This window comes from Streptomyces sp. NBC_01283 (assembly GCF_041435335.1).
Classification (GTDB): domain Bacteria; phylum Actinomycetota; class Actinomycetes; order Streptomycetales; family Streptomycetaceae; genus Streptomyces.
Genome location: NZ_CP108430.1, coordinates 1,739,610 through 1,758,037, shown reverse-complemented (window position 1 = coordinate 1,758,037; position 18,428 = coordinate 1,739,610). Strand labels below are relative to the sequence as shown.

The 18,428-nt window shown below is 71.3% G+C and carries 17 protein-coding genes; 12 read left to right on the top strand and 5 right to left on the bottom strand.

From position 1 onward, the window contains the following. The first annotated feature begins 10 nt into the window (after positions 1-10). From dxs to OG302_RS08080, 4 genes are all read left to right on the top strand, one after another. Complete coding sequence (gene dxs, locus OG302_RS08095; RefSeq protein ID WP_371526128.1) at positions 11-1,900, top strand: 1-deoxy-D-xylulose-5-phosphate synthase; 1,890 nt, start codon at positions 11-13, stop codon at positions 1,898-1,900. After that, the gene (locus OG302_RS08090; RefSeq protein ID WP_371526127.1) at positions 1,897-3,282 is read left to right on the top strand and encodes an aspartate aminotransferase family protein; all 1,386 of its coding nucleotides are present in this window, start codon (positions 1,897-1,899) and stop codon (positions 3,280-3,282) included. Before dxs ends, OG302_RS08090 begins: the two co-directional genes overlap by 4 nt. 114 nt (positions 3,283-3,396) lie before the next feature. After that, positions 3,397-4,038, top strand: coding sequence for a helix-turn-helix domain-containing protein (locus OG302_RS08085; protein WP_371526126.1), 642 nt, complete (start codon positions 3,397-3,399; stop codon positions 4,036-4,038). A 74-nt stretch (positions 4,039-4,112) separates the two neighbouring features. Further along, positions 4,113-4,229 (top strand): DUF6126 family protein, encoded by a 117-nt coding sequence (locus OG302_RS08080; RefSeq protein WP_361830421.1) that lies wholly within the window; start codon positions 4,113-4,115, stop codon positions 4,227-4,229. A gap of 3 nt (positions 4,230-4,232) precedes the next feature. Here the strand turns inward: OG302_RS08080 and OG302_RS08075 are convergent, their stop codons facing one another. Further along, positions 4,233-5,054, bottom strand: coding sequence for a tyrosine-protein phosphatase (locus OG302_RS08075; RefSeq protein ID WP_371526125.1), 822 nt, complete (start codon positions 5,052-5,054; stop codon positions 4,233-4,235). Positions 5,055-5,226: 172 nt separating this feature from the next. Between OG302_RS08075 and OG302_RS08070 the strand changes: the two genes are divergently transcribed. Both OG302_RS08070 and OG302_RS08065 read left to right on the top strand, forming a co-directional pair. Beyond that, the gene (locus tag OG302_RS08070; RefSeq protein WP_371526124.1) at positions 5,227-7,317 is read left to right on the top strand and encodes an alpha-galactosidase; all 2,091 of its coding nucleotides are present in this window, start codon (positions 5,227-5,229) and stop codon (positions 7,315-7,317) included. Positions 7,318-7,457: 140 nt separating this feature from the next. Continuing rightward, positions 7,458-8,276 (top strand): SGNH/GDSL hydrolase family protein, encoded by an 819-nt coding sequence (locus OG302_RS08065; protein WP_371526123.1) that lies wholly within the window; start codon positions 7,458-7,460, stop codon positions 8,274-8,276. 298 nt (positions 8,277-8,574) lie between these two features. Here the strand turns inward: OG302_RS08065 and OG302_RS08060 are convergent, their stop codons facing one another. Continuing rightward, the gene (locus OG302_RS08060) at positions 8,575-9,189 is read right to left on the bottom strand and encodes a TetR/AcrR family transcriptional regulator (RefSeq protein WP_371526122.1); all 615 of its coding nucleotides are present in this window, start codon (positions 9,187-9,189) and stop codon (positions 8,575-8,577) included. Positions 9,190-9,214: 25 nt separating this feature from the next. After that, complete coding sequence (locus OG302_RS08055; RefSeq protein ID WP_371526121.1) at positions 9,215-10,441, bottom strand: Glu/Leu/Phe/Val dehydrogenase dimerization domain-containing protein; 1,227 nt, start codon at positions 10,439-10,441, stop codon at positions 9,215-9,217. A gap of 141 nt (positions 10,442-10,582) precedes the next feature. On the opposite strand from OG302_RS08055, the gene OG302_RS08050 reads away from it, so the two are divergent. Continuing rightward, positions 10,583-11,839: an MBL fold metallo-hydrolase gene (locus tag OG302_RS08050; RefSeq protein ID WP_371526120.1), complete on the top strand. Its 1,257-nt coding sequence runs from the start codon at positions 10,583-10,585 to the stop codon at positions 11,837-11,839. A 91-nt stretch (positions 11,840-11,930) separates the two neighbouring features. On the opposite strand, the gene OG302_RS08045 is transcribed toward OG302_RS08050, so the two are convergent. Both OG302_RS08045 and OG302_RS08040 read right to left on the bottom strand, forming a co-directional pair. Further along, positions 11,931-13,484: a SpoIIE family protein phosphatase gene (locus OG302_RS08045; protein ID WP_371526119.1), complete on the bottom strand. Its 1,554-nt coding sequence runs from the start codon at positions 13,482-13,484 to the stop codon at positions 11,931-11,933. A gap of 238 nt (positions 13,485-13,722) precedes the next feature. Continuing rightward, positions 13,723-14,271, bottom strand: coding sequence for a YciI family protein (locus OG302_RS08040; protein WP_371526118.1), 549 nt, complete (start codon positions 14,269-14,271; stop codon positions 13,723-13,725). A gap of 344 nt (positions 14,272-14,615) precedes the next feature. Between OG302_RS08040 and OG302_RS08035 the strand changes: the two genes are divergently transcribed. From OG302_RS08035 to OG302_RS08015, 5 genes are all read left to right on the top strand, one after another. Continuing rightward, a complete protein-coding gene (locus OG302_RS08035) occupies positions 14,616-16,406 on the top strand; it encodes an ATP-binding protein (protein WP_371526117.1) in 1,791 nt (596 codons plus the stop codon). 67 nt (positions 16,407-16,473) lie between these two features. Then, positions 16,474-16,908: a roadblock/LC7 domain-containing protein gene (locus OG302_RS08030; protein WP_361829811.1), complete on the top strand. Its 435-nt coding sequence runs from the start codon at positions 16,474-16,476 to the stop codon at positions 16,906-16,908. A 2-nt stretch (positions 16,909-16,910) separates the two neighbouring features. Further along, entirely contained in the window at positions 16,911-17,282 is a 372-nt protein-coding gene (locus tag OG302_RS08025; RefSeq protein ID WP_371526116.1) for a DUF742 domain-containing protein, read from the top strand. After that, positions 17,260-17,856 (top strand): ATP/GTP-binding protein, encoded by a 597-nt coding sequence (locus OG302_RS08020; protein ID WP_371526115.1) that lies wholly within the window; start codon positions 17,260-17,262, stop codon positions 17,854-17,856. Before OG302_RS08025 ends, OG302_RS08020 begins: the two co-directional genes overlap by 23 nt. After that, on the top strand, positions 17,853-18,425 hold the full coding sequence (locus OG302_RS08015) for a GAF domain-containing protein (RefSeq protein WP_371750052.1): 573 nt from the start codon (positions 17,853-17,855) through the stop codon (positions 18,423-18,425). The genes OG302_RS08020 and OG302_RS08015 overlap by 4 nt, the downstream gene beginning before the upstream one ends. Positions 18,426-18,428 lie beyond the last annotated feature (3 nt).

Below are 18,428 nucleotides of genomic sequence, written 5' to 3'. Positions count from 1 at the left end.
GGGCCCGAGCATGACCATTCTGGAATCCATTCGGGGACCGCGTGACCTGAAGGCGCTGACCGAGGCCGAGCTCGACGAACTGGCCGAGGAGGTCCGGGAGTTCCTGGTGCACGCGGTCGCCAGGACCGGAGGTCACCTCGGGCCCAACCTGGGGGTGGTGGAACTCTCCATCGCCCTCCACCGGGTCTTCGAGTCACCGCTCGACCGCATCGTGTGGGACACCGGCCACCAGAGCTACGTGCACAAACTCCTGACCGGCCGGCAGGACTTCTCCAAGCTGCGCGGCAAGGGCGGCCTCTCCGGCTACCCCTCGCGCGCGGAGTCCGAGCACGACATCGTCGAGAACAGCCACGCTTCGACCGCGCTCGGCTGGGCCGACGGCCTGGCCAAGGCGCGTCAGGTCCAGGGGGAGCGCGGCCATGTCGTCGCCGTCATCGGGGACGGCGCGCTCACCGGCGGCATGGCGTGGGAGGCGCTCAACAACATCGCGGCCGCGAAGGACCGGCCGCTGATCATCGTCGTCAACGACAACGAACGGTCGTACGCCCCCACCATCGGCGGCCTCGCCAACCACCTGGCCACGCTCCGCACGACCGACAGCTACGAACAGGTCCTGGCCTGGGGCAAGGACATACTCCAGCGCACACCCGTCGTCGGACACACGCTGTACGAGTCGCTGCACGGCGCCAAGAAGGGGTTCAAGGACGCCTTCGCGCCGCAGGGCATGTTCGAGGACCTGGGCCTCAAGTACGTCGGGCCGATCGACGGCCACGACACGGGGGCCGTCGAGTCGGCACTGCGACGTGCGAAACGCTTCCACGGACCCGTCATCGTCCACTGCCTCACCGAGAAGGGGCGCGGCTTCGAACCCGCGCTCGCCGACGAGGCCGACCGTTTTCATACGGTCGGCGTGATGGACCCGCTGACATGCGAGCCGCTCGCACCCTCCAACGGGCCTTCCTGGACCTCGGTGTTCGGTGACGAGATCGTGCGCGTCGGCCGGGAGCGCCCCGACGTGGTGGCGATCACGGCGGCGATGCTGCACCCGGTGGGTCTGACGAAGTTCGCGGCGGAGTTCCCCGGCCGGGTGTGGGACGTCGGCATCGCCGAGCAGCACGCCACGGTGTCGGCGGCCGGGCTCGCGACCGGCGGCCTGCACCCCGTCGTCGCCGTCTACGCCACCTTCCTCAACCGGGCCTTCGACCAGCTCCTGATGGATGTCGCGCTGCACGAGTGCGGCGTCACCTTCGTCCTGGACCGGGCCGGGGTCACGGGCGTCGACGGAGCCTCGCACAACGGCATGTGGGACATGTCGATCCTCCAGGTCGTGCCGGGCCTGCGGATCGCGGCGCCGCGCGACGCCGACCAACTCCGCGTCCAGCTGCGGGAGGCGGTCGCCGTGGACGACGCGCCGACGCTCCTGCGCTTCCCCAAGGAGTCGGTGGGACCGGCGATCCCCGCGGTGGACCGGATCGGCGGCATGGACGTGCTGAGCCAGGACGGCCAGGACGCCGACGCGGACGTCCTGTTGGTGGCGGTCGGCGTGATGGCGCCGGTCTGCCTGCAGGCGGCGGAGCTGCTGCGGGAGCGGGGCCTCAGCTGCACCGTGGTCGACCCGCGCTGGGTCAAGCCGGTCGACGCCGAGCTGCCCGCCCTCGCCGCACGGCACCGCGTGGTGGGGGTCGTCGAGGACAACAGCAGGGCGTCCGGGGTCGGCGCGGCCGTCGCCCTCGCCCTCGGTGACGCCGAAGTCGACGTCCCCATCAGGCGGTTCGGCATCCCCGAGCAGTTCCTCGCGCACGCCAAGCGGGCCGAGGTGCTCGCGGACCTCGGGCTCACCCCGGTCGAGATCGCGGGGCGGATCAGCGCCACACTGGCAGCCAAGGAGCACGGAGCATGACCAAGGAGTTCGACCTCGGCAGACTCCTCGCCGAGCGGGGCGCCGAGCGCTACGAACTGCACGCCCGGCATCTGAATCACCAGCTGCCGCGCATGCTGCACACCATCGGCTTCGACAAGGTCTACGAGCGGGCCGAGGGCGCGTACTTCTGGGACGCGGAGGGCAACGACTATCTCGACATGCTCGCGGGCTTCGGGGTGATGGGGCTGGGCCGCCACCACCCCGTCGTACGCAAGGCGCTGCACGACGTCCTGGACGCCTCGCTCGCCGATCTGACGCGCTTCGACTGCCAGCCGCTGCCCGGGCTCCTCGCCGAGAGACTGCTGACCCACAGTCCGCACCTGGACCGGGTCTTCTTCGGCAACAGCGGCACCGAGGCCGTCGAGACCGCCCTGAAGTTCGCGCGGTACGCGACGGGCAGGCCCAGGGTGCTCTACTGCGCCCACGCCTTCCACGGGCTGACCACCGGCTCCCTGTCGGTGAACGGCGAGTCCGGGTTCCGGGACGGGTTCGCGCCGCTGCTTCCCGACACCGCCGTCCCGCTCGGCGATCTGGACGCCCTGCGCAAGGAGCTGAAGAAGGGCGACGTGGCGGGGCTGATCGTCGAGCCCATCCAGGGCAAGGGCGTGCACGAGCCGCCGCCCGGCTATCTGCGCGCCGCCCAGGAGCTGCTCCACCAGCACAAGGCGCTGCTCATCGCCGACGAGGTGCAGACGGGCCTGGGCAGGACCGGCGACTTCTACGCCTACCAGCACGAGGAAGGCGTGGAGCCGGACCTGCTGTGCGTCGCGAAGGCGCTGTCCGGTGGCTATGTGCCGGTGGGCGCGACGCTCGGCAAGGACTGGATCTTCAAGAAGGTCTTCTCGTCCATGGACCGGGTACTCGTGCACTCGGCGAGCTTCGGGTCCAACGCGCAGGCCATGGCGGCCGGGCTAGCGGTGCTCTCCGTCATGGACGACGAGAAGACCGTCGAGAACGCGCGCGTCACCGGCGGACTCCTGAAGGCGCGGCTCGGCGCGCTCGTCGACCGCTACGAGCTGCTGAGCGAGGTGCGCGGCCGTGGCCTGATGATCGGCATCGAGTTCGGGCGCCCCAAGTCCCTGAAGCTGCGCAGCCGTTGGACGATGCTGCAGGCGGCGCGCAAGGGGCTCTTCGCGCAGATGGTGGTCGTGCCGCTGCTGCAGAAGCACCGCATCCTCACCCAGGTCTCCGGCGATCATCTGGAGGTCATCAAGCTGATCCCGCCGCTGACCGTCGGGGAGAAGGAGGTCGACCGGTTCGTGGAGGCCTTCACCGCGGTGATGGACGAGGCGCACAGCGGCGGCGGGCTGATGTGGGACTTCGGCAGGACGCTGGTGAAGCAGGCGGTCGCGAACCGCTGAGGCGCCATGTGGCCGGCGAGAGGTGCCATCCGGTCGGTGTGGCGCCGCGCGATCAGCTTTTGCCTCTGAGGCAAGAAAGTTGCCTCGGGGGCAAGAGCCTGGCTCAATCGAGGTATGAGCAACGCCGAGTCCGCACCGCTCGACCCGGAGGCAGCCGACGCCCTGCCTGCCGTCGCCCCGCAACTACGTGAGCTGCGCCGACGCGCCTCGCTGACCCTGGAGGCAGCGGCCCGCAACGCCGGGCTCTCGCCCGCCCATCTCTCCCGGCTCGAGACCGGGCAGCGCCAGCCGTCCCTGCCCCTGCTGCTCGCACTGGCCCGCACCTACGGTACGACCGTCTCGGAGCTGCTCGGCGAGACGCCCGCCGACCGGGACGCGATCGTCCGCGCCTCGGACATGGAACCGACCCGGGCGGGCGGCTGGACCTACTGGCCGGCGGGCGCGCAGGCCCGTGGCATGCAGGCACTGCGGGTGCACGTCCCGCAGGGGGCACAGGGTGACATCGTGCGCGTTCATCCCGGTGAGGAATGGCTGTACGTCCTCCAGGGGCACCTTCGGCTGCGGCTCGGCGACACCACGTACACGCTCGAACCGGGGGACAGCGCGCACTTCGACTCGCTCACCCCGCACCGGATCGCCGCCGCGGACCGCCTCGGCACCGACCTTCTCTTCGTCCACACCCTGCTGCAGAGTCCCGCCACCGCGCTGTGCCTCGGCGGGACCCCGCACAGCCCCACCCTGGGAGACCCGCGATGACGGAACCCGAAGCGCAGCAGCCCGAGCAGGCCGGTCAGCGGGGGCAGGCGGTGCCCGCCAAGAAGGCCATGTCCATGGAGGAGAAGTTCCCCCGCGGGCTCTGGGTCCGGCTGATCGTCTACGTCGCCGTGGGCCACCTCTTCGCGGCCTTCATCTACCTGCTGTTCACGCTGGGCGCCCAGAACCAGTAGCGGTCAGTCCAGGAGGTGCTCGCGAAGCCGCTCACGGGTCTCCGGGGCCAGCCCCAGGCCCTCGGTGAGGTAGGTCTCCGTGTCGCCCCAGATCTGCCCGATCGTCTCGAAGGCCGCGGCCAGATACTCCGCGCGGGCCTCGAAGAGCGGGCTGAGCAGCTGCATGACCTCGGGGGACATCGCGTTGGGGGAGCTGTTGCTGCGGTGCACCTTGTAGCGGCGGTGGGTGGCGTTCGACTCCAGGTAGTCCGCCTCGATGGCCTCGCGCTCGACGCCGACGGCGAGGAGCGTGACGGCTATCGAAAGGCCTGCGCGGTCCTTGCCCGCGGCGCAGTGCATCAGGGCGGGCACGCTGTCGGCGGCCATCTCGTGAAGTATCCGGCTGTGCTCGGCGGTGCGGTCCCTGATGATCTCGCGATAGGTGTTGGTCATCCGCCCCCCGGCCTGCCCCTCGGAGAGGGCCGCGCGCAGCTGGTCCAGGTCGCCGTCGCGGACCATCACCCAGAACTCGGCGCCGTGGGCCGGGTCGGTCAGCGGCAGGTTCACGTTGCGGACGCCGGGCAGCTCGACGTCCGGACCTTCGAGGCGCTGGTCGGCCGCGTTGCGGAAGTCGTAGATCGTGTGCAGACCCAGGGTGGAGAGGAACGCGGCGTCGGCCGCCGTGGCGTGCGCGAGGTGACCGCTGCGGAAGAGGCGGCCCCGCCGGACACGGCGGCCGTCCACGGTCGGAAGCCCGCCCACGTCACGGAAGTTGCGGACTCCGGACAGCTCCGGCTCCGCCGGCTCGGTCGTCGTCAGCTCTGTCGGCGGGACTTGCTGCGTCACGGGGGCTCCTCCCGTCCGGCCGCCGGCGCGACTCGCCGGTGGGGGTGCGGCTTCGACCATACGACATGGGTTCCTGAGGCAATCACTGCTGACGCATGAGCGTTGCCTCACAGGTCATCCCCCTTGATGATGTGCGTACACACGCATCCGTCTCTGCGACTGCGGGGGATCGATGATCGAGGTCGGCGAAGACGGCCGTACGTGGCTGCTCTCGGGTCCCACCAGCAGTTACGCGCTGCGGCTCACGGACGGCGACGAGCTGCTGCACCTGCACTGGGGGCCGCGCATCGCGCTCGCCGACGCCGAGGCGCTCGCGGCGGAGCCGCTGCCCGCGGAGTGGTCCTTCGAGTCGCGGCTCGACGGCCACGAGGAGTATCCCGTCGAGGGCGGCCGGCGCTTCGTGCGCCCCGCGCTGTCCGTACGGGGCGCCGGGGTGCGCGGCAGCGAGTGGCGGTTCTCGGCGGCCGAGACCGGGCCCGACGAACTGCGGCTCCAATTCCAGGACCCCGTGCACCAGTTGGGGGTCACGCTCGTCTATCGGACGCGTGGGGACGTCATCGAGCGGTTCGCCGTCCTGCGCCACGAAGGGCCGGCGGACGCACCCGAACTCGAGCTGCTCCGCGCCGACTCCGCGACCTGGACCCTGCCCTCCCGCGAGCACTGGCGGCTCTCCCAGCTGCACGGGCGCTGGGCGGCCGAGTCACGGCTCGTGCGGTCGGAGATCACGTACGGCGAGAAGGTCATCGGCAGCCGTCGAGGACACACCGGGCATCAGCACCTGCCCTGGGTCGCGCTCGACGCGGAAGGGGCGACCGAGGAGCACGGCGAGGTCTACAGCTGCGCGCTGGCCTGGTCGGGCTCCTGGCGGATCGCGGTGGGCCAACTGCCGGACGGGGCCGTGCAGATCACCGGCGGCCAAGGGCACGACGACGCCGGACAGGAACTGCTCGCACCCGGCACGCGGACGGTGACGCCGGTCTTCGCCGGGCTGTGGAGCGGCGGCGGCTTCGGCGGGGCGAGCCGGGCCTGGCACGCCTATCAGCGCGCGCACGTGATCCCGGACGCGGCCGAGCCGCGGCCCGTGCTCTACAACTCCTGGGAGGCCACCAAGTTCGACATCTCCGCGGACCAGCAGCGGGCGCTCGCCGGACGGGCCGCGGCCATGGGGGTCGAGCTGTTCGTGGTGGACGACGCGTGGTTCGGGCAGCGCGTCAGCGACCGGGCCGGGCTCGGCGACTGGACACCCAACCCGGACCGCTTCCCCGGCGGCCTCAAGCCCCTCGCCGACGACGTGCACGCGCTGGGCATGAGCTTCGGGATCTGGGTCGAACCGGAGATGGTCAACCCCGACAGCGACCTCTACCGGGCGCACCCCGACTGGGTGCAGCACCAACCCGGGCGCACCCGCACCGAGTTCCGCAACCAGCTCGTGCTCAACCTCGCCCGCGAGGACGTCCAGGAGTACCTCTGGGAGCAGCTCGACACGCTCCTCTCCAGTGCTCCGATCGACTACGTGAAGTGGGACTTCAACCGCAGTTTCACCGACGCGGGCTGGCCGGGCGAGAGCTACCCGCAGGGCATCTGGAACGCCCATGTGCACGCCCTCTACGGCCTGTTGGACCGACTGCGGGCCGCGCATCCCTCCGTCGCCTTCGAGTCCTGCTCGGGCGGCGGCGGCCGGATCGACCTCGGGATCCTCTCCCGTACCGACCAGGTGTGGACCTCCGACAACACCGACCCCCTGGACCGGCTCGCCATCCAGCACGGCTTCGGCCAGCTGCACCCGGCGCGGGTGATGGCCGCCTGGGTGACGGACAGTCCGAACAATCAGCTCAACGGCAGGGTCAGTACGCTGCGCTTCCGCTTCGTGAGCGCGATGGCGGGGGTCCTCGGCATCGGCGGCGACCTCATGGAGTGGAGTGCGGGCGAGCTGGCCGAAGCGGGCGACTGGGTGAAGCTCCACAAGGAGATCAGGCCCGCGGTGCAGCTCGGGGACCTCTACCGGCTGCGCCCGCCGTCGGAGCCGCTCAGCGCGGTGCAGTACGTCCACGGCGACGAGACCGTGGTCCTCGCCTGGCTGCGGGCGCAGTCCTACGGGGAGGAGCCGCCCAGGGTGCGGCTGCGGGGGCTCGACCCCACGGCGGCCTACGTCTGCCAGGAGACGGGCGCGATCCACCGGGGCGCGGTGCTGCTGCACCACGGGCTGCGGACGGGGCTTCGCGGGGATCTGGACGCGGCGGTGTTCCGTTTCCGTCGGGCATGAACGCCCGTCGCGTATGAGTGCCGTCGGACCCCTCAGGTATTCCTGGCTTGGACGAATCTTGACCGGTGGCTTATCTCACCCCCCGTCAACCCCTCCCTACGGTGGCGTAGGTCACTTAGCGAGGTGAAAGATATGACGATGTGAGAGCAGAGTCGACATCCTTCATCCCTGACACATTCACCTCCTACGCAGCGGTCGGCGACAGCTTCACCGAAGGCGTGGGGGACCCCGGCCCTGACGGAACGTTCGTCGGCTGGGCCGACCGCCTTGCCGTGCTGCTCGACGACCGGCAGCCGGAGCACACGTTCCGGTACGCCAACCTCGCCGTGCGCGGCAAGCTGCTCGACCAGATCGTCGCCGACCAGGTGCCCCTGGCCAAGGAGCTGGGCCCCGACTTCCTGACGTTCTGCGCGGGCGGCAACGACATCATCCGCCCCGGCACCGACCCGGACGAGGTCGCCGAGCGGTTCGAGCGAGCCGTCGCCGACCTCACCTCGTCGGTCGGCACCGTCATGGTGACCACGGGATTCGACACCCGCGGGGTGCCGGTCCTCAAGCATCTGCGCGGCAAGATCGCCACGTACAACGGCCATGTCCGAGCGATCGCCGACCGTTACGGCTGCCCGGTCCTCGACCTGTGGTCCCTCAAGACCATCCAGGACCGCCGCGCCTGGGACGGCGACCGCCTGCACCTCTCCGCCGAGGGCCACACGCGCGTGGCGCTCCGCGCGGCCCAGGTCCTGGGCCTGGAGGTCCCCGCGGACCCGGACCAGCCGTGGCCCCCGGAGCCGCCGCGCGGCACCCTTGAGGTGCGGCGGGACGACATCAACTGGGCGCGCGAGTACCTGGTGCCGTGGTTCGGGCGGCGGCTGCGGGGAGAGTCGTCGGGCGACCACGTGGCGGCCAAGGGAAGCGTGGACCCGTACACCGTCAGGATGCACATCGAGTCCGCTTCCTGAAGGCGGCGGCGCCCACGGAGAAAACCAGGTGCCTCCGTGGGAGGGGATCGCTACGGTAAGAGCGTCCAGGTGCGAAGGCGCGGGCTACTTCCACTCCTAATGGGGAGGTCGCGGGTTCGAGTCCCGTCGTCGACTTCGGGTCGGCGTAGCTCAGTCGGCAGAGCACCACGTCGCCTGCTCCGGCTTTGATCTCTGGACACCTGACGCGAGCCGTCTGCCCTCGGGGGAACCGGGCAGGCGGCTTCGTCGCGTGCGGGGCGGGTCCGTCAGCCGGTCAGCCCTTCAGTCGATCAGCCCCTCAGCCCGTCGGCGCTTCGACCGGAGCCAGGCCCAGTTCGCGGTTCAGGGCCTCGTCCACCCAGGCCAGCATGCGGGAGCGGGGCAGCGTGCCTTCGTAGGCCGTCATCTGCACCGCGAGGCCGTCCAGGAGGGCCGTGAGCCGCAGGGCCGTGGTCCCGGGGTCGGAGCAGGTGAACTCGCCCTCGGTGACGCCCTCCGCGATGACCTCCGCCAGGGCCGCCTTCCACTGCTGGTCCAGGTCGCGCGTCACCGTGCGCAGGGTGGGCTCGCGCAGTGCGGCGGACCAGCCCTCGATCCACAGGCGCCAGCCCTTGGCCTGGCCGGTGGGCGCGTACCAGCGGACGGCTGCGCGCAGCCGGCGCAGGGCGGTGGTGCGGCGGCCCAGGAGGGCGCGGAGATGGGCCAGGTCGGCCTCCGCGGCGTGTGTGAAGGCCGCTGCCACCAGCCTCTCCTTCGTGGAGAAGTGGTACAGGACCAGCGCGTTGCTCACCCCCAGCGCCGCGGCCACGTCCGCGATGCGCACGGCGGCCACACCACGCACCTCGATCTGTTCGACGGTGGCGGCCAGCAGCTCCGCCCGCCGTTCCGCCACGCTCAACCGCACTCTCGCCACGCCGGGCAGCCTATCCACCTCCCGGCTACGCGTTCGCGTACCAGCCGAATCGCTCCCCGATCACCGGCAGACGGTCCGCCACCAGCGCATGGGCGGCCGTACGCGGAGTGGTGCCGTCCGCCTCCGCGCGCCGCAGCATCACGTCGACCAGGGCCCGCATCGAGCGGCGGGTGTGCGCGAAGGCCTCGTCCGCGTCGGGCCCGATGTCGCCGAAGAGCGTCCACCACCACCAGGCGTTGGTACCGGAGTTGACGACGACATCCGGCAGCACGGTGATGCCGCGCTCGGCCAGGAGACGCTCCGCCTCGGGCAGCACGGGCATGTTGGCTGCCTCCGCTATCCAACGGGCCGTGATCCGCGCCTGGTTGGTCTGGTTGATCGTGTACGACACCGCCGCGGGGACCAGGATCTCCGCCTCCGTGGACAGCCAGGCCTCGCCCGGGAGCTCGCGGTCGCCGGGGCGCAGGACCGCGCGGTCCACCGTGCCGTGCGCGTCGCGGGCGGCGAGCAGTGCCTCCACGTCGAGCCCCGCCGGGTTGGCGATCGTGCCCTTGATGTCGGCGACGGCCACCGTCGTCAGCCCCGCCCGGGTGAGGTAGCGGGCGGTGGCGCCGCCCATGGTGCCCAGGCCCTGCACGGCCACGCGTGTGCCCGCGTGCGCGTGGCCCGCGCGGTCGAGGGCGGCGAGGACCGCTTCGGCGACCCCGTGGCCGCCGACCAGCTCGTCCAGGCCGATCCCGTCGACCTCCACAGCGAACGCGTCCGCCAGGCGTGCGCGGGCCGTCGCCTCGTCGTCCAGGAGCGGGTAGACGGCCTGGACGGTGGAGATCAGGCCTGCTTCCGCCGCCGCCTCGTCGACCAGATCCTGGGTCAGCCCCAGGTCCTCGCCCGTGGTCCACGAGCTCTCGATGTAGGGGCGCATCGCCCTCAGGTAGCGGACCAGGACGTCGTACGCCTCCGGGGCGCGCGGATCGCAGTCGATGCCGCCCTTGGCGCCGCCGAGCGGGATGTAGTGGGCGCTGGGGTCGTAGTGCAGGGCCTCCTTCATCGTCATCCCGCGGGCCAGTCCCGTGACCTCGTCGAGCGTGCAGCCTGGGCGCATCCGGAGACCGCCGCTGCAGACGCCGCGTACGAGACGGTCGATGACGAGGAAACCCCGGTGGCCGGTGATGTGGTCGGTCCAGGTGAGGGAGAGGAGGGGTGTGGGGGAGGGGGCGGCGGGCGCTGGGGGTACCGGGGGCGCTGAAGGCATGGAGCGGACTCCTGCTGAATGGGGGATCAGTAGGAGTACATCACGCGCGGACGCTCGGGTGGCCCGATGCGGGCCCCTCCGGACGACCGCTGTCGCGGGCGGTGCACATAATGGAGACCTACATCCCTTCCAGGAGGTGCTGTGTCCCGTTCGCTGAGCTCTGGGCTCCGCTCGCTCAGGACCGCCGCCTTCGGCGCGGATCCGGCCGGCGAGCGGCTCGCGAGGATCCACGGATCGCCGAACTTCGCCGACGGGTCCTTCCAGAACCCCGAGGGGGCGCGGACCCGGCCCACCGGTTCGACGCTCGAGTTCGCGAAGATCTACTTCCGCAAGGAAGAGCGGATCCGGCGCGGCCCCACGGGCACCATCCCCGTGCACGCGACGACCCTCGCCGACATCGCCGAGCCACCCGCCAGCGGATTGCGGATCACCTGGATGGGGCACTCCAGCGTGCTCGCCGAGATCGACGGGCAGCGGGTGCTCTTCGACCCGGTCTGGGGCGAGCGGTGCTCCCCCTTCTCCTGGGTCGGGCCCAAGCGGCTGCACCCCGTGCCGGTGCCGCTCGCGGCGCTCGGACCGGTGGACGTCGTGGTGATCTCGCACGATCACTACGACCACCTGGACATGCCCACCATCAAGGCCCTGGCGGGCACGGACACGGTCTTCGCGGTGCCGCTGGGCGTCGGCGCCCACCTGGAGCGCTGGGGCGTCCCCGCCGACCGGCTGCGCGAACTCGACTGGAACGAGGCCGCGAAGGTGGGGGGCCTGACCCTCACGGCGACACCCGCGCGCCACTTCTGCGGCCGTGGCGTGCGCAACCAGCAGCACACGCTCTGGGCGTCCTGGGTCGTCACGGGATCCGAGCACCGCGTCTACCACAGCGGGGACACCGGCTATTTCGCCGGCTTCCAGGAGATCGGCGCCGAGCACGGCCCGTTCGACGTCACGATGATCCAGATCGGGGCGTACAGCGAGTTCTGGCCCGACATCCACATGACGCCCGAGGAGGGGCTGCGCGCGCACCTGGACCTCCAGGGTGGGCGGCCCGAAGGCGTGATGCTGCCGATCCACTGGGGCACGTTCAACCTCGCGCCGCACCCGTGGGCCGCGCCGGGCGAGGGCACGGTCGCCGCGGCGGGCCCCGTGGGGGCGAGGATCGCGCTGCCCGTCCCGGGGCAGCCGTTCGAGCCCGCGTCGGACTCCGCTCCGGCGGAGCCGTGGTGGCGCGGCGTGGCGATCGAACCGGAGGACGGCTGGAGCCGTCCGGACGGCTCCACCGCGGGCACCGGGCCCGCCGGCTCCGGCTCTGGCTCCGTCTCCGTGGAGCGCCCGGAGGACACCGCCCGTGCCGAGCCCACGGAGGGCACCGGGGAGCCCGAGGCGGCGCGGGTCGGCTGACGGAAGCAGCAGCGGGCTGGGACGGCCGCGTACGAGGCGTCGTCCCGTGCCTGCCCTGGCCGTGCCGCAGGCATGCCGCCCTCCCAAGGCGTCAGCCGGGCGCAGGCGCCAGAGCTGCCTGTTCCGAGCCCTGCTCGACCGGAGCGACGAGCAAGGTGAACCAGACGGTCTTGCCGCTGGTGGTGGGCCGGGTGCCCCAGGCGTCGGCGAGGGCCTCGACGAGGAGCAGGCCGCGGCCGTCCTCCTCCGTGCTCTCCGCGAGCCGGGCCCGCGGCCGCGGCGTGCTGTGGTCGGTGATCTCCACGCCCAGTTCGCGGACGCTGTGCCACACCCGCAGACCGATGGGCCCCCGCGCGTGGCGGAACGCGTTGGTCAGGAGTTCGGAGGCCAGCAGGAGCGCCGTGTCGGCCTGTGCCGTGAGCCCCCATTCCCGCAGCTTGGCCCGCAGGAACCGGCGCCCCGCCGGGACCGAGACCGCCTCGTCGGCAAGACGCGTCTCCGCGGTGTCCAGGGGTGCCGTGGGGAAGCTGACGAGCAGCAGGGTCACGTCGTCAGCGTACGCGTCGGTGTCCGGCAGCAGTGCGTGCAGGACGTGGTCGGCGGCGCTCTCCAGGCCACCGGCAGTGGCGAAGACGTCCTCCAGCTTGCTGGTCACCAGCTTCAGGCGGAGGTCGATGTCGCTGCTCGCCGTCTCCACCAGACCGTCGGTGTAGAGGGCCAGGGTCGTCCCGGCCCGCAGCGGAAGACGGACCTGCTGGTGAGGCACCCCGCCCACCCCGAGGGGGATGCCGGTCGGCACCGGCAGCTCGCGGACCGTCGCGTCCGGCTCGATGAGGAGCACCGGCAGATGACCGGCCGAGCACACCGTCACCTCACCCTGGGCCGGGTCGGCCTGCAAGTAGACGCAGGTGACGAACGGTTCGGGCAGATCACGCGTGAACGCGTCCAGCGTCTGCATCAGTTCGCACGGCGGAAGCCCCGCCAGGGCCAGGGCGCGGGCCGCGGAACGCAGCTGGCCCATGACCACGGCCGCGTCCAGGCCCCGCCCCATCACGTCCCCGACGAAGACCCCGACCCGCCCGGCACCCAGGTCGATCAGGTCGAACCAGTCCCCGCCGACCCCCTGCCCCTGGGTCGACGGCAGATACCGGCTGGCCGCGAGCGCGCCGGGGATCTGCTTGGCGTTCCCCATGAGGTTGAGGGCCAGCGCGATCTGCCGCTGCTGCGCGTGCAACTCGGTGAGCTCCGCCTCGGATCTCTTGCGGGCGGTGATGTCACGCATGATCGAGCAGGCGGCCGTGATGGCTCCGTCGCGGGTGCGGATCGGCCACAGGGTCACGTCGACGTCCAGGACGCGACCGCCGCTGGCCGTCCGACGGGTCTCGTAGTGCTCGATCCGTACGCCGCGGGCGAGCTGCTCCAGCAGGCCGGTTTCCTCGTCCTTGAGGTCGGGGGGCACGAGCATGCCGACATGGCTGCCGACGGCCTCTTCGGGTGTGTATCCGTACAGTCGCTGCGCTGCCGCATTCCAGAAAGTGATCTGCCCGTCCAGGGTCTTCATGAGGATGGCGTCCTGTGAGGATTCGACCAACTCCCGGAAGAAGCCCGACTGGTTTCCGGCGTCCCGCAGCCTTTGTACTGACATCACTGATGCCTCGCTTCACCTGACGCATCCGCACCCGGACGGAGAGAGTCACTGCCCCGCCTCCGCACACGTCCACGTCGCCCATCACCACTCGTGATGACGGATATTGCAGCACGGCAGACGCGGCCCTCGGGGTTCCACCGGTATTTCACCGATTCGGATTCACAGTTGTCCTTTCCGTGCATTGTCCGGGCGGGCCGAGTGACACATTGGGACGTTCGGCCCGCAATTGCCGTCGCTACCGCCGCCCGCCGAACTCCCAGTCGTGCACCTCGATGCCGGCGTACCGCTCCGGTGTCAGGACGGCGCGTGCCGTGGCCGGGTCCGGGGCCATGACCAGTGCCGCCGTGCCCAGCCAGAGGGTGCCGTCGTCGGAGAGCAGCGGCCCGTAAGCGATCAGCCCGTCCCGGGTCGGCGGCACGTCGAGATCGGCGGCCTGTCCCGAGCCGAGGCCGATGACCAGGTACCGGTTTCCGCCCGTGGCGCCACCGGGGAAGTCCCACATGGTGCGGCCCAGTGTGTTGCGCCACCGCCGCAGCAGCACGTCCCGGTACGCACCCGCCTGGTAGTTGGGCTCGTCGAAGGCGAACGCCCGGGCGGCGGCGGGATCCGGCAGGTCCACGATGTGCACGCTGCCGGTCGGCGTCTCGCCGTCGGCGGCGAAGGTCGGACCCCGCGCTATCAACTCCTCGGCGTACTGATCCATGTAGGACCAGTGATCCTCCGTCAGCTTCTCGCGCAACGTGAGGGAGCCGGGCCGGTCGCGGTGGTAGCAGAAGAATTCCATGCCGCCGACTCTCGCCAATGGACGGCGGAGTCTCAACGGGATTAGGCAGTGAACAGCCGAAATTTCCGGAGCGGCGGCCGGGACCCCGACTTCCCCGGACGGAACAGACGTGCGAAGGCGTATTCGGACGGTCGTGCGACGTGTCATACCAGAGCGGGACGCTGGGTGCCGGACTTTGTCAACTGCCTCCCGCACATGAAGCGTTGATGACTACCGTGAGTGTCCGCCGGTCGACGCGGGGATCATGGCAGCGGTCCTGCCCGAGCCCTCCCGACCGGCACGGCGATGCCGCGAAGCCACGCGTCGCGCGCCCGTCGGAGCCCGCTCCCCTACCGAGGACGCTGATGTCTCACCTCCGTGCACCGGCCGCCCGCGCAGACCGCCGTGAGGGCGGGCGCCACGGCAGGCCCGGGAGCCGACCCGCCACGGCGCTGCCCGAGGCCCGGATACGGCCGCAGCTCCTGCGCATCGCCGTACTGCCCGTCGTCGCGGTGATGCTCTGCGCCGGTGCCGCCGTGCTGTTCATCGTCCGCTCGTCCCCCGGCCCGCTCGAACCCGCGCTGCTCCTCATCCTCATCGCCGCCGGAGCCATCGGCCTGGCCAGCATCGTGATCGCGGCCGTCGCCGCCGACCGCACCGCCACCTCCGTACGCGAACGCGTCGGCACCCTGCGCCGCACCACCGCGCGCGGCCAGGCCGAACTGCGCGAAGTCGTCGAGAAGCTGCGCCGCGGCGAAGGGCCGCCCGCTCGCAGGGCTCCCGCCCGATCCGCCCCGGACGGCGACGACTTCGGACTGCTCGCCGCCGAGCTGTCCCGGGCCCAGGACGTCGCCGTCACCTCTGTCGTGCAGGCCTCGCAGCTCTCCAGCCACGCGGGCAGCGAACAGAAGGTCGAGGTCTTCGTCAATCTGGCCCGGCGGCTGCAGTCCCTCGTGCACCGCGAGATCTCCATCCTCGACGAGCTGGAGAACGAGGTCGAGGACCCGGATCTGCTCAAGGGCCTCTTCCACGTCGACCACCTGGCCACCCGCATCCGCAGGCACGCCGAGAACCTCGCCGTCCTCGGCGGCGCCATCTCGCGCCGCCAGTGGAGCAACCCGGTCTCGATGACGGAGGTGCTCCGCTCGGCCATCGCGGAGGTCGAGCAGTACTCGCGGGTCAAGCTGGTGCCGCCGATCGCCGGCACCCTGCGCGGCCACGCCGTCGCCGACGTCATCCACCTCCTCGCCGAACTCGTCGAGAACGCCACGGTGTTCTCCGCCCCGCACACCCAGGTCCTGCTGCGCGCCAATCTGGTGACGGCCGGGCTCGCCGTCGAGGTCGAGGACCGTGGCCTCGGCATGCCGCTGACCGAGCAGAACAAGATGAACCACCTGCTCGCCGACCCGGACCAGGTCAACGTCGCGAGCCTCCTCCAGGACGGCCGGATCGGCCTTTACGTGGTCTCCGCGCTGGCCCGCAGGCACGGCATCGCGGTCCGCCTCCAGACCAACATCTACGGAGGCGTACAGGCCGTACTGATCCTTCCGCAGGGTCTGCTGGGCACCGAGCCGCAGCACGAGCCCGTCGCCGCCGACCGCCCGCAGCACGCCCCGGACGCGGCGCCGCCGGCCGCCCCCGGCGACGTACGGGAACCGGCGCACATGCCCGCCGTGGCCCCCCACCCGGAGCCCGTTGCCGTGTCGCGGCAGCCGCAGCATGACGTGCGGCCGAGCCCGCCGCCGACCGCGCCGGTCGCTCCCGTGGCGCAGGGCTCCGCGCCCGCCCCGCTGCCCGTACGGGGCAGGGAGGGCAGGCCGACACCGGCCGAGGCCGTGCCCGGGATTCGGCCCGAGGACCGGCAGGCCGCGGCCGAGAACGCAGGGGCACCGCCCACCCCGCTCAACGGCGGCGCCGTACGCGGCCGGGTGGAAAAGCCCCAACTGCCCAAGCGGCGCGCCCAGGAACACATCGCGCCCCAGCTGCGGGAGGCGCCGGCGCCACGCCCGGAGAGCGAACACCACATCGGCCACGACCCGGGTCTGATGGCCGCCTTCCAGCGCGGCATCGGACTCGCCGCCGCACAGGAGATGCGGGACCCGGCCCCCGGACCCGATCTCGGCGTCCCTCGCGACGGAGGCGACCAGGGTGGCTGAACCGCACCACCCAGCAAGCACCACGTCTGCCCCGGCAGACCCTCGTACCTCAAGGAGTCGATCCACCATGGCGAGCGATGCGCCGACCGCGCAGGTATCCGACCTCGACTGGCTGATGAGCGGACTCGTACAGCGTGTGCCGCACACCCACAGCGCGGTCCTGCTCTCCTCCGACGGACTCGTGAAGTCGGTCCATGGCCTCGACCCGGACAGCGCCGACCACATGGCGGCCCTCGCCTCCGGGCTCTACTCACTGGGGCGCAGCGCCGGCATCCGGTTCGGGGACGGCGGCGACGTGCGCCAGGTCGTCGTGGAGCTCGACTCCACCCTCCTGTTCGTCTCCACGGCGGGCTCCGGCACCTGTCTGGCGGTGCTCGCCGGGCGCGACGCGGACGCGGCGGTGCTCGGCTACGAAATGACGATGCTGGTCAAGAGCGTGCGCCCCTACCTCCTCACCGCACCCCGGCAACCCGCCGGTGAACCCGCCCCGATGAGGCATTGAGCGTGGCGGCCCCGCACGACGGGCCATGGCTCGACGAATCCGCCGGACGTCTCGTCCGGCCCTACACGGTCAGCGGCGGGCGGACCCGGCCGACCGCTCAACTGGACCTCCTGACCCAGGTGAGGGCCACCGGAGGCCCGGTGGTCGGCTACCTGGGGCCAGAACACACGGAGGCGCTCGGGCTCTGCGCGGCACCCACGTCGGTCGCGGAGATCGCGGCGCAGCTCAAACTGCCCGCGGTGGTGACCAAGGTGCTGCTCTCCGATCTCGTCGACTGCGGGGCGCTCACCCTGAGAGCCCCGGACTTCTACCACAACCCCACTGACCGGTCCCTGTTGGAGGCAGTGCTCGATGGACTACGACGACAGCTCTGACCCCTTCCCCACCGCACTGAAGATTCTGATCGCGGGAGGTTTCGGGGTCGGCAAGACGACCTTCACGGGCGCGGTGAGCGAGATCGCGCCGCTGAGCACGGAGGAGCTCCTCACCACCGTCAGCGAAGGCACCGACGATCTGTCGGGCGTCGAGAACAAGACCACGACGACCGTGGCCATGGACTTCGGCCGCATCACCCTCGACCCGGAACACGTGCTCTACCTCTTCGGAACGCCCGGCCAGGAACGCTTCTGGTTCATGTGGGACGAGCTCTCCGAAGGCGCACTCGGCGCGGTGGTCCTCGCCGACACCCGCCGCCTGGAGGACTGCTTCGCCGCGGTGGACTTCTTCGAGCAGCGCGGCATGGGATTCATCGTCGCGATCAACGAATTCGACGGCGCCCACCGCTACGAGCCCGAGGAGGTACGTTCCGCCATCGACCTGGATCCGCAGGTGCCCGTCGTGCGGTGCGACGCGAGGATCTCCAGCTCGGGCATCGCCACCCTCCTCACCCTCGTCAAGCACCTCCTCGCCCACTCCCCGGCCGCCCCGAGCTACGGAGCCCACACCTGATGTACGACTCGACCGCGCCCCTGCTGCTCACTCCCGTCGACGCGGAGGCGCCCAGCCGGGTACGGAGGCTGCGCAGGCTCGGCATAGGACTGCGTCCGGAGCTCGCCTTCGACGCCTTCGCCGACCGGCTCGCCGAGGTCACGGGCGCGCCGTACTCCATGGTCAACTTCATCGACGAGAACCGGCAGTTCTTCGCCGGTCTGCACACCCCGGACCACACGGGGGACGGCTCCGAACTGACCTCCACGGCGGCCGGTGAGTACGCGCCGTTCCGCTACATGGCGCGCGATCACGGGTACTGCCCGCATGTGATCGTGCGGCGCAAGGCCCTCGTGCTGGAGGACGTGTGCGACTATCCGCGGTTCGCGGGGAACCCGGTCGTCGACGAGATCGGCATCCGCTCCTACCTGGGCGCCCCGCTCATCGACCGCACGGGCATCGCGCTCGGCACCGTCTGCGTCGTCGACGTCGAGCCCCGGCCCTGGGGGAGGGCGGGTCTGGAGACGATCAAGGCGATGGCGGCGGAGCTGATCCAGCAGATCCACCGCCGGGAGGACGGCGGGATCTGACGC

Bases quoted from the DNA above. Each gene is read 5' to 3' on its own strand.
- OG302_RS08045 (WP_371526119.1), bottom strand. From the start codon at position 13,484: ATGTCAGTACAAAGGCTGCGGGACGCCGGAAACCAGTCGGGCTTCTTC.
- OG302_RS08055 (WP_371526121.1), bottom strand. From the start codon at position 10,441: ATGCCTTCAGCGCCCCCGGTACCCCCAGCGCCCGCCGCCCCCTCCCCC.
- OG302_RS08085 (WP_371526126.1), top strand. From the start codon at position 3,397: ATGAGCAACGCCGAGTCCGCACCGCTCGACCCGGAGGCAGCCGACGCC.
- dxs (WP_371526128.1), top strand. From the start codon at position 11: ATGACCATTCTGGAATCCATTCGGGGACCGCGTGACCTGAAGGCGCTG.
- OG302_RS08020 (WP_371526115.1), top strand. From the start codon at position 17,260: ATGGACTACGACGACAGCTCTGACCCCTTCCCCACCGCACTGAAGATT.
- OG302_RS08090 (WP_371526127.1), top strand. From the start codon at position 1,897: ATGACCAAGGAGTTCGACCTCGGCAGACTCCTCGCCGAGCGGGGCGCC.
- OG302_RS08080 (WP_361830421.1), top strand. From the start codon at position 4,113: ATGGAGGAGAAGTTCCCCCGCGGGCTCTGGGTCCGGCTGATCGTCTAC.
- OG302_RS08030 (WP_361829811.1), top strand. From the start codon at position 16,474: ATGGCGAGCGATGCGCCGACCGCGCAGGTATCCGACCTCGACTGGCTG.
- OG302_RS08040 (WP_371526118.1), bottom strand. From the start codon at position 14,271: ATGGAATTCTTCTGCTACCACCGCGACCGGCCCGGCTCCCTCACGTTG.
- OG302_RS08035 (WP_371526117.1), top strand. From the start codon at position 14,616: ATGTCTCACCTCCGTGCACCGGCCGCCCGCGCAGACCGCCGTGAGGGC.
- OG302_RS08070 (WP_371526124.1), top strand. From the start codon at position 5,227: ATGATCGAGGTCGGCGAAGACGGCCGTACGTGGCTGCTCTCGGGTCCC.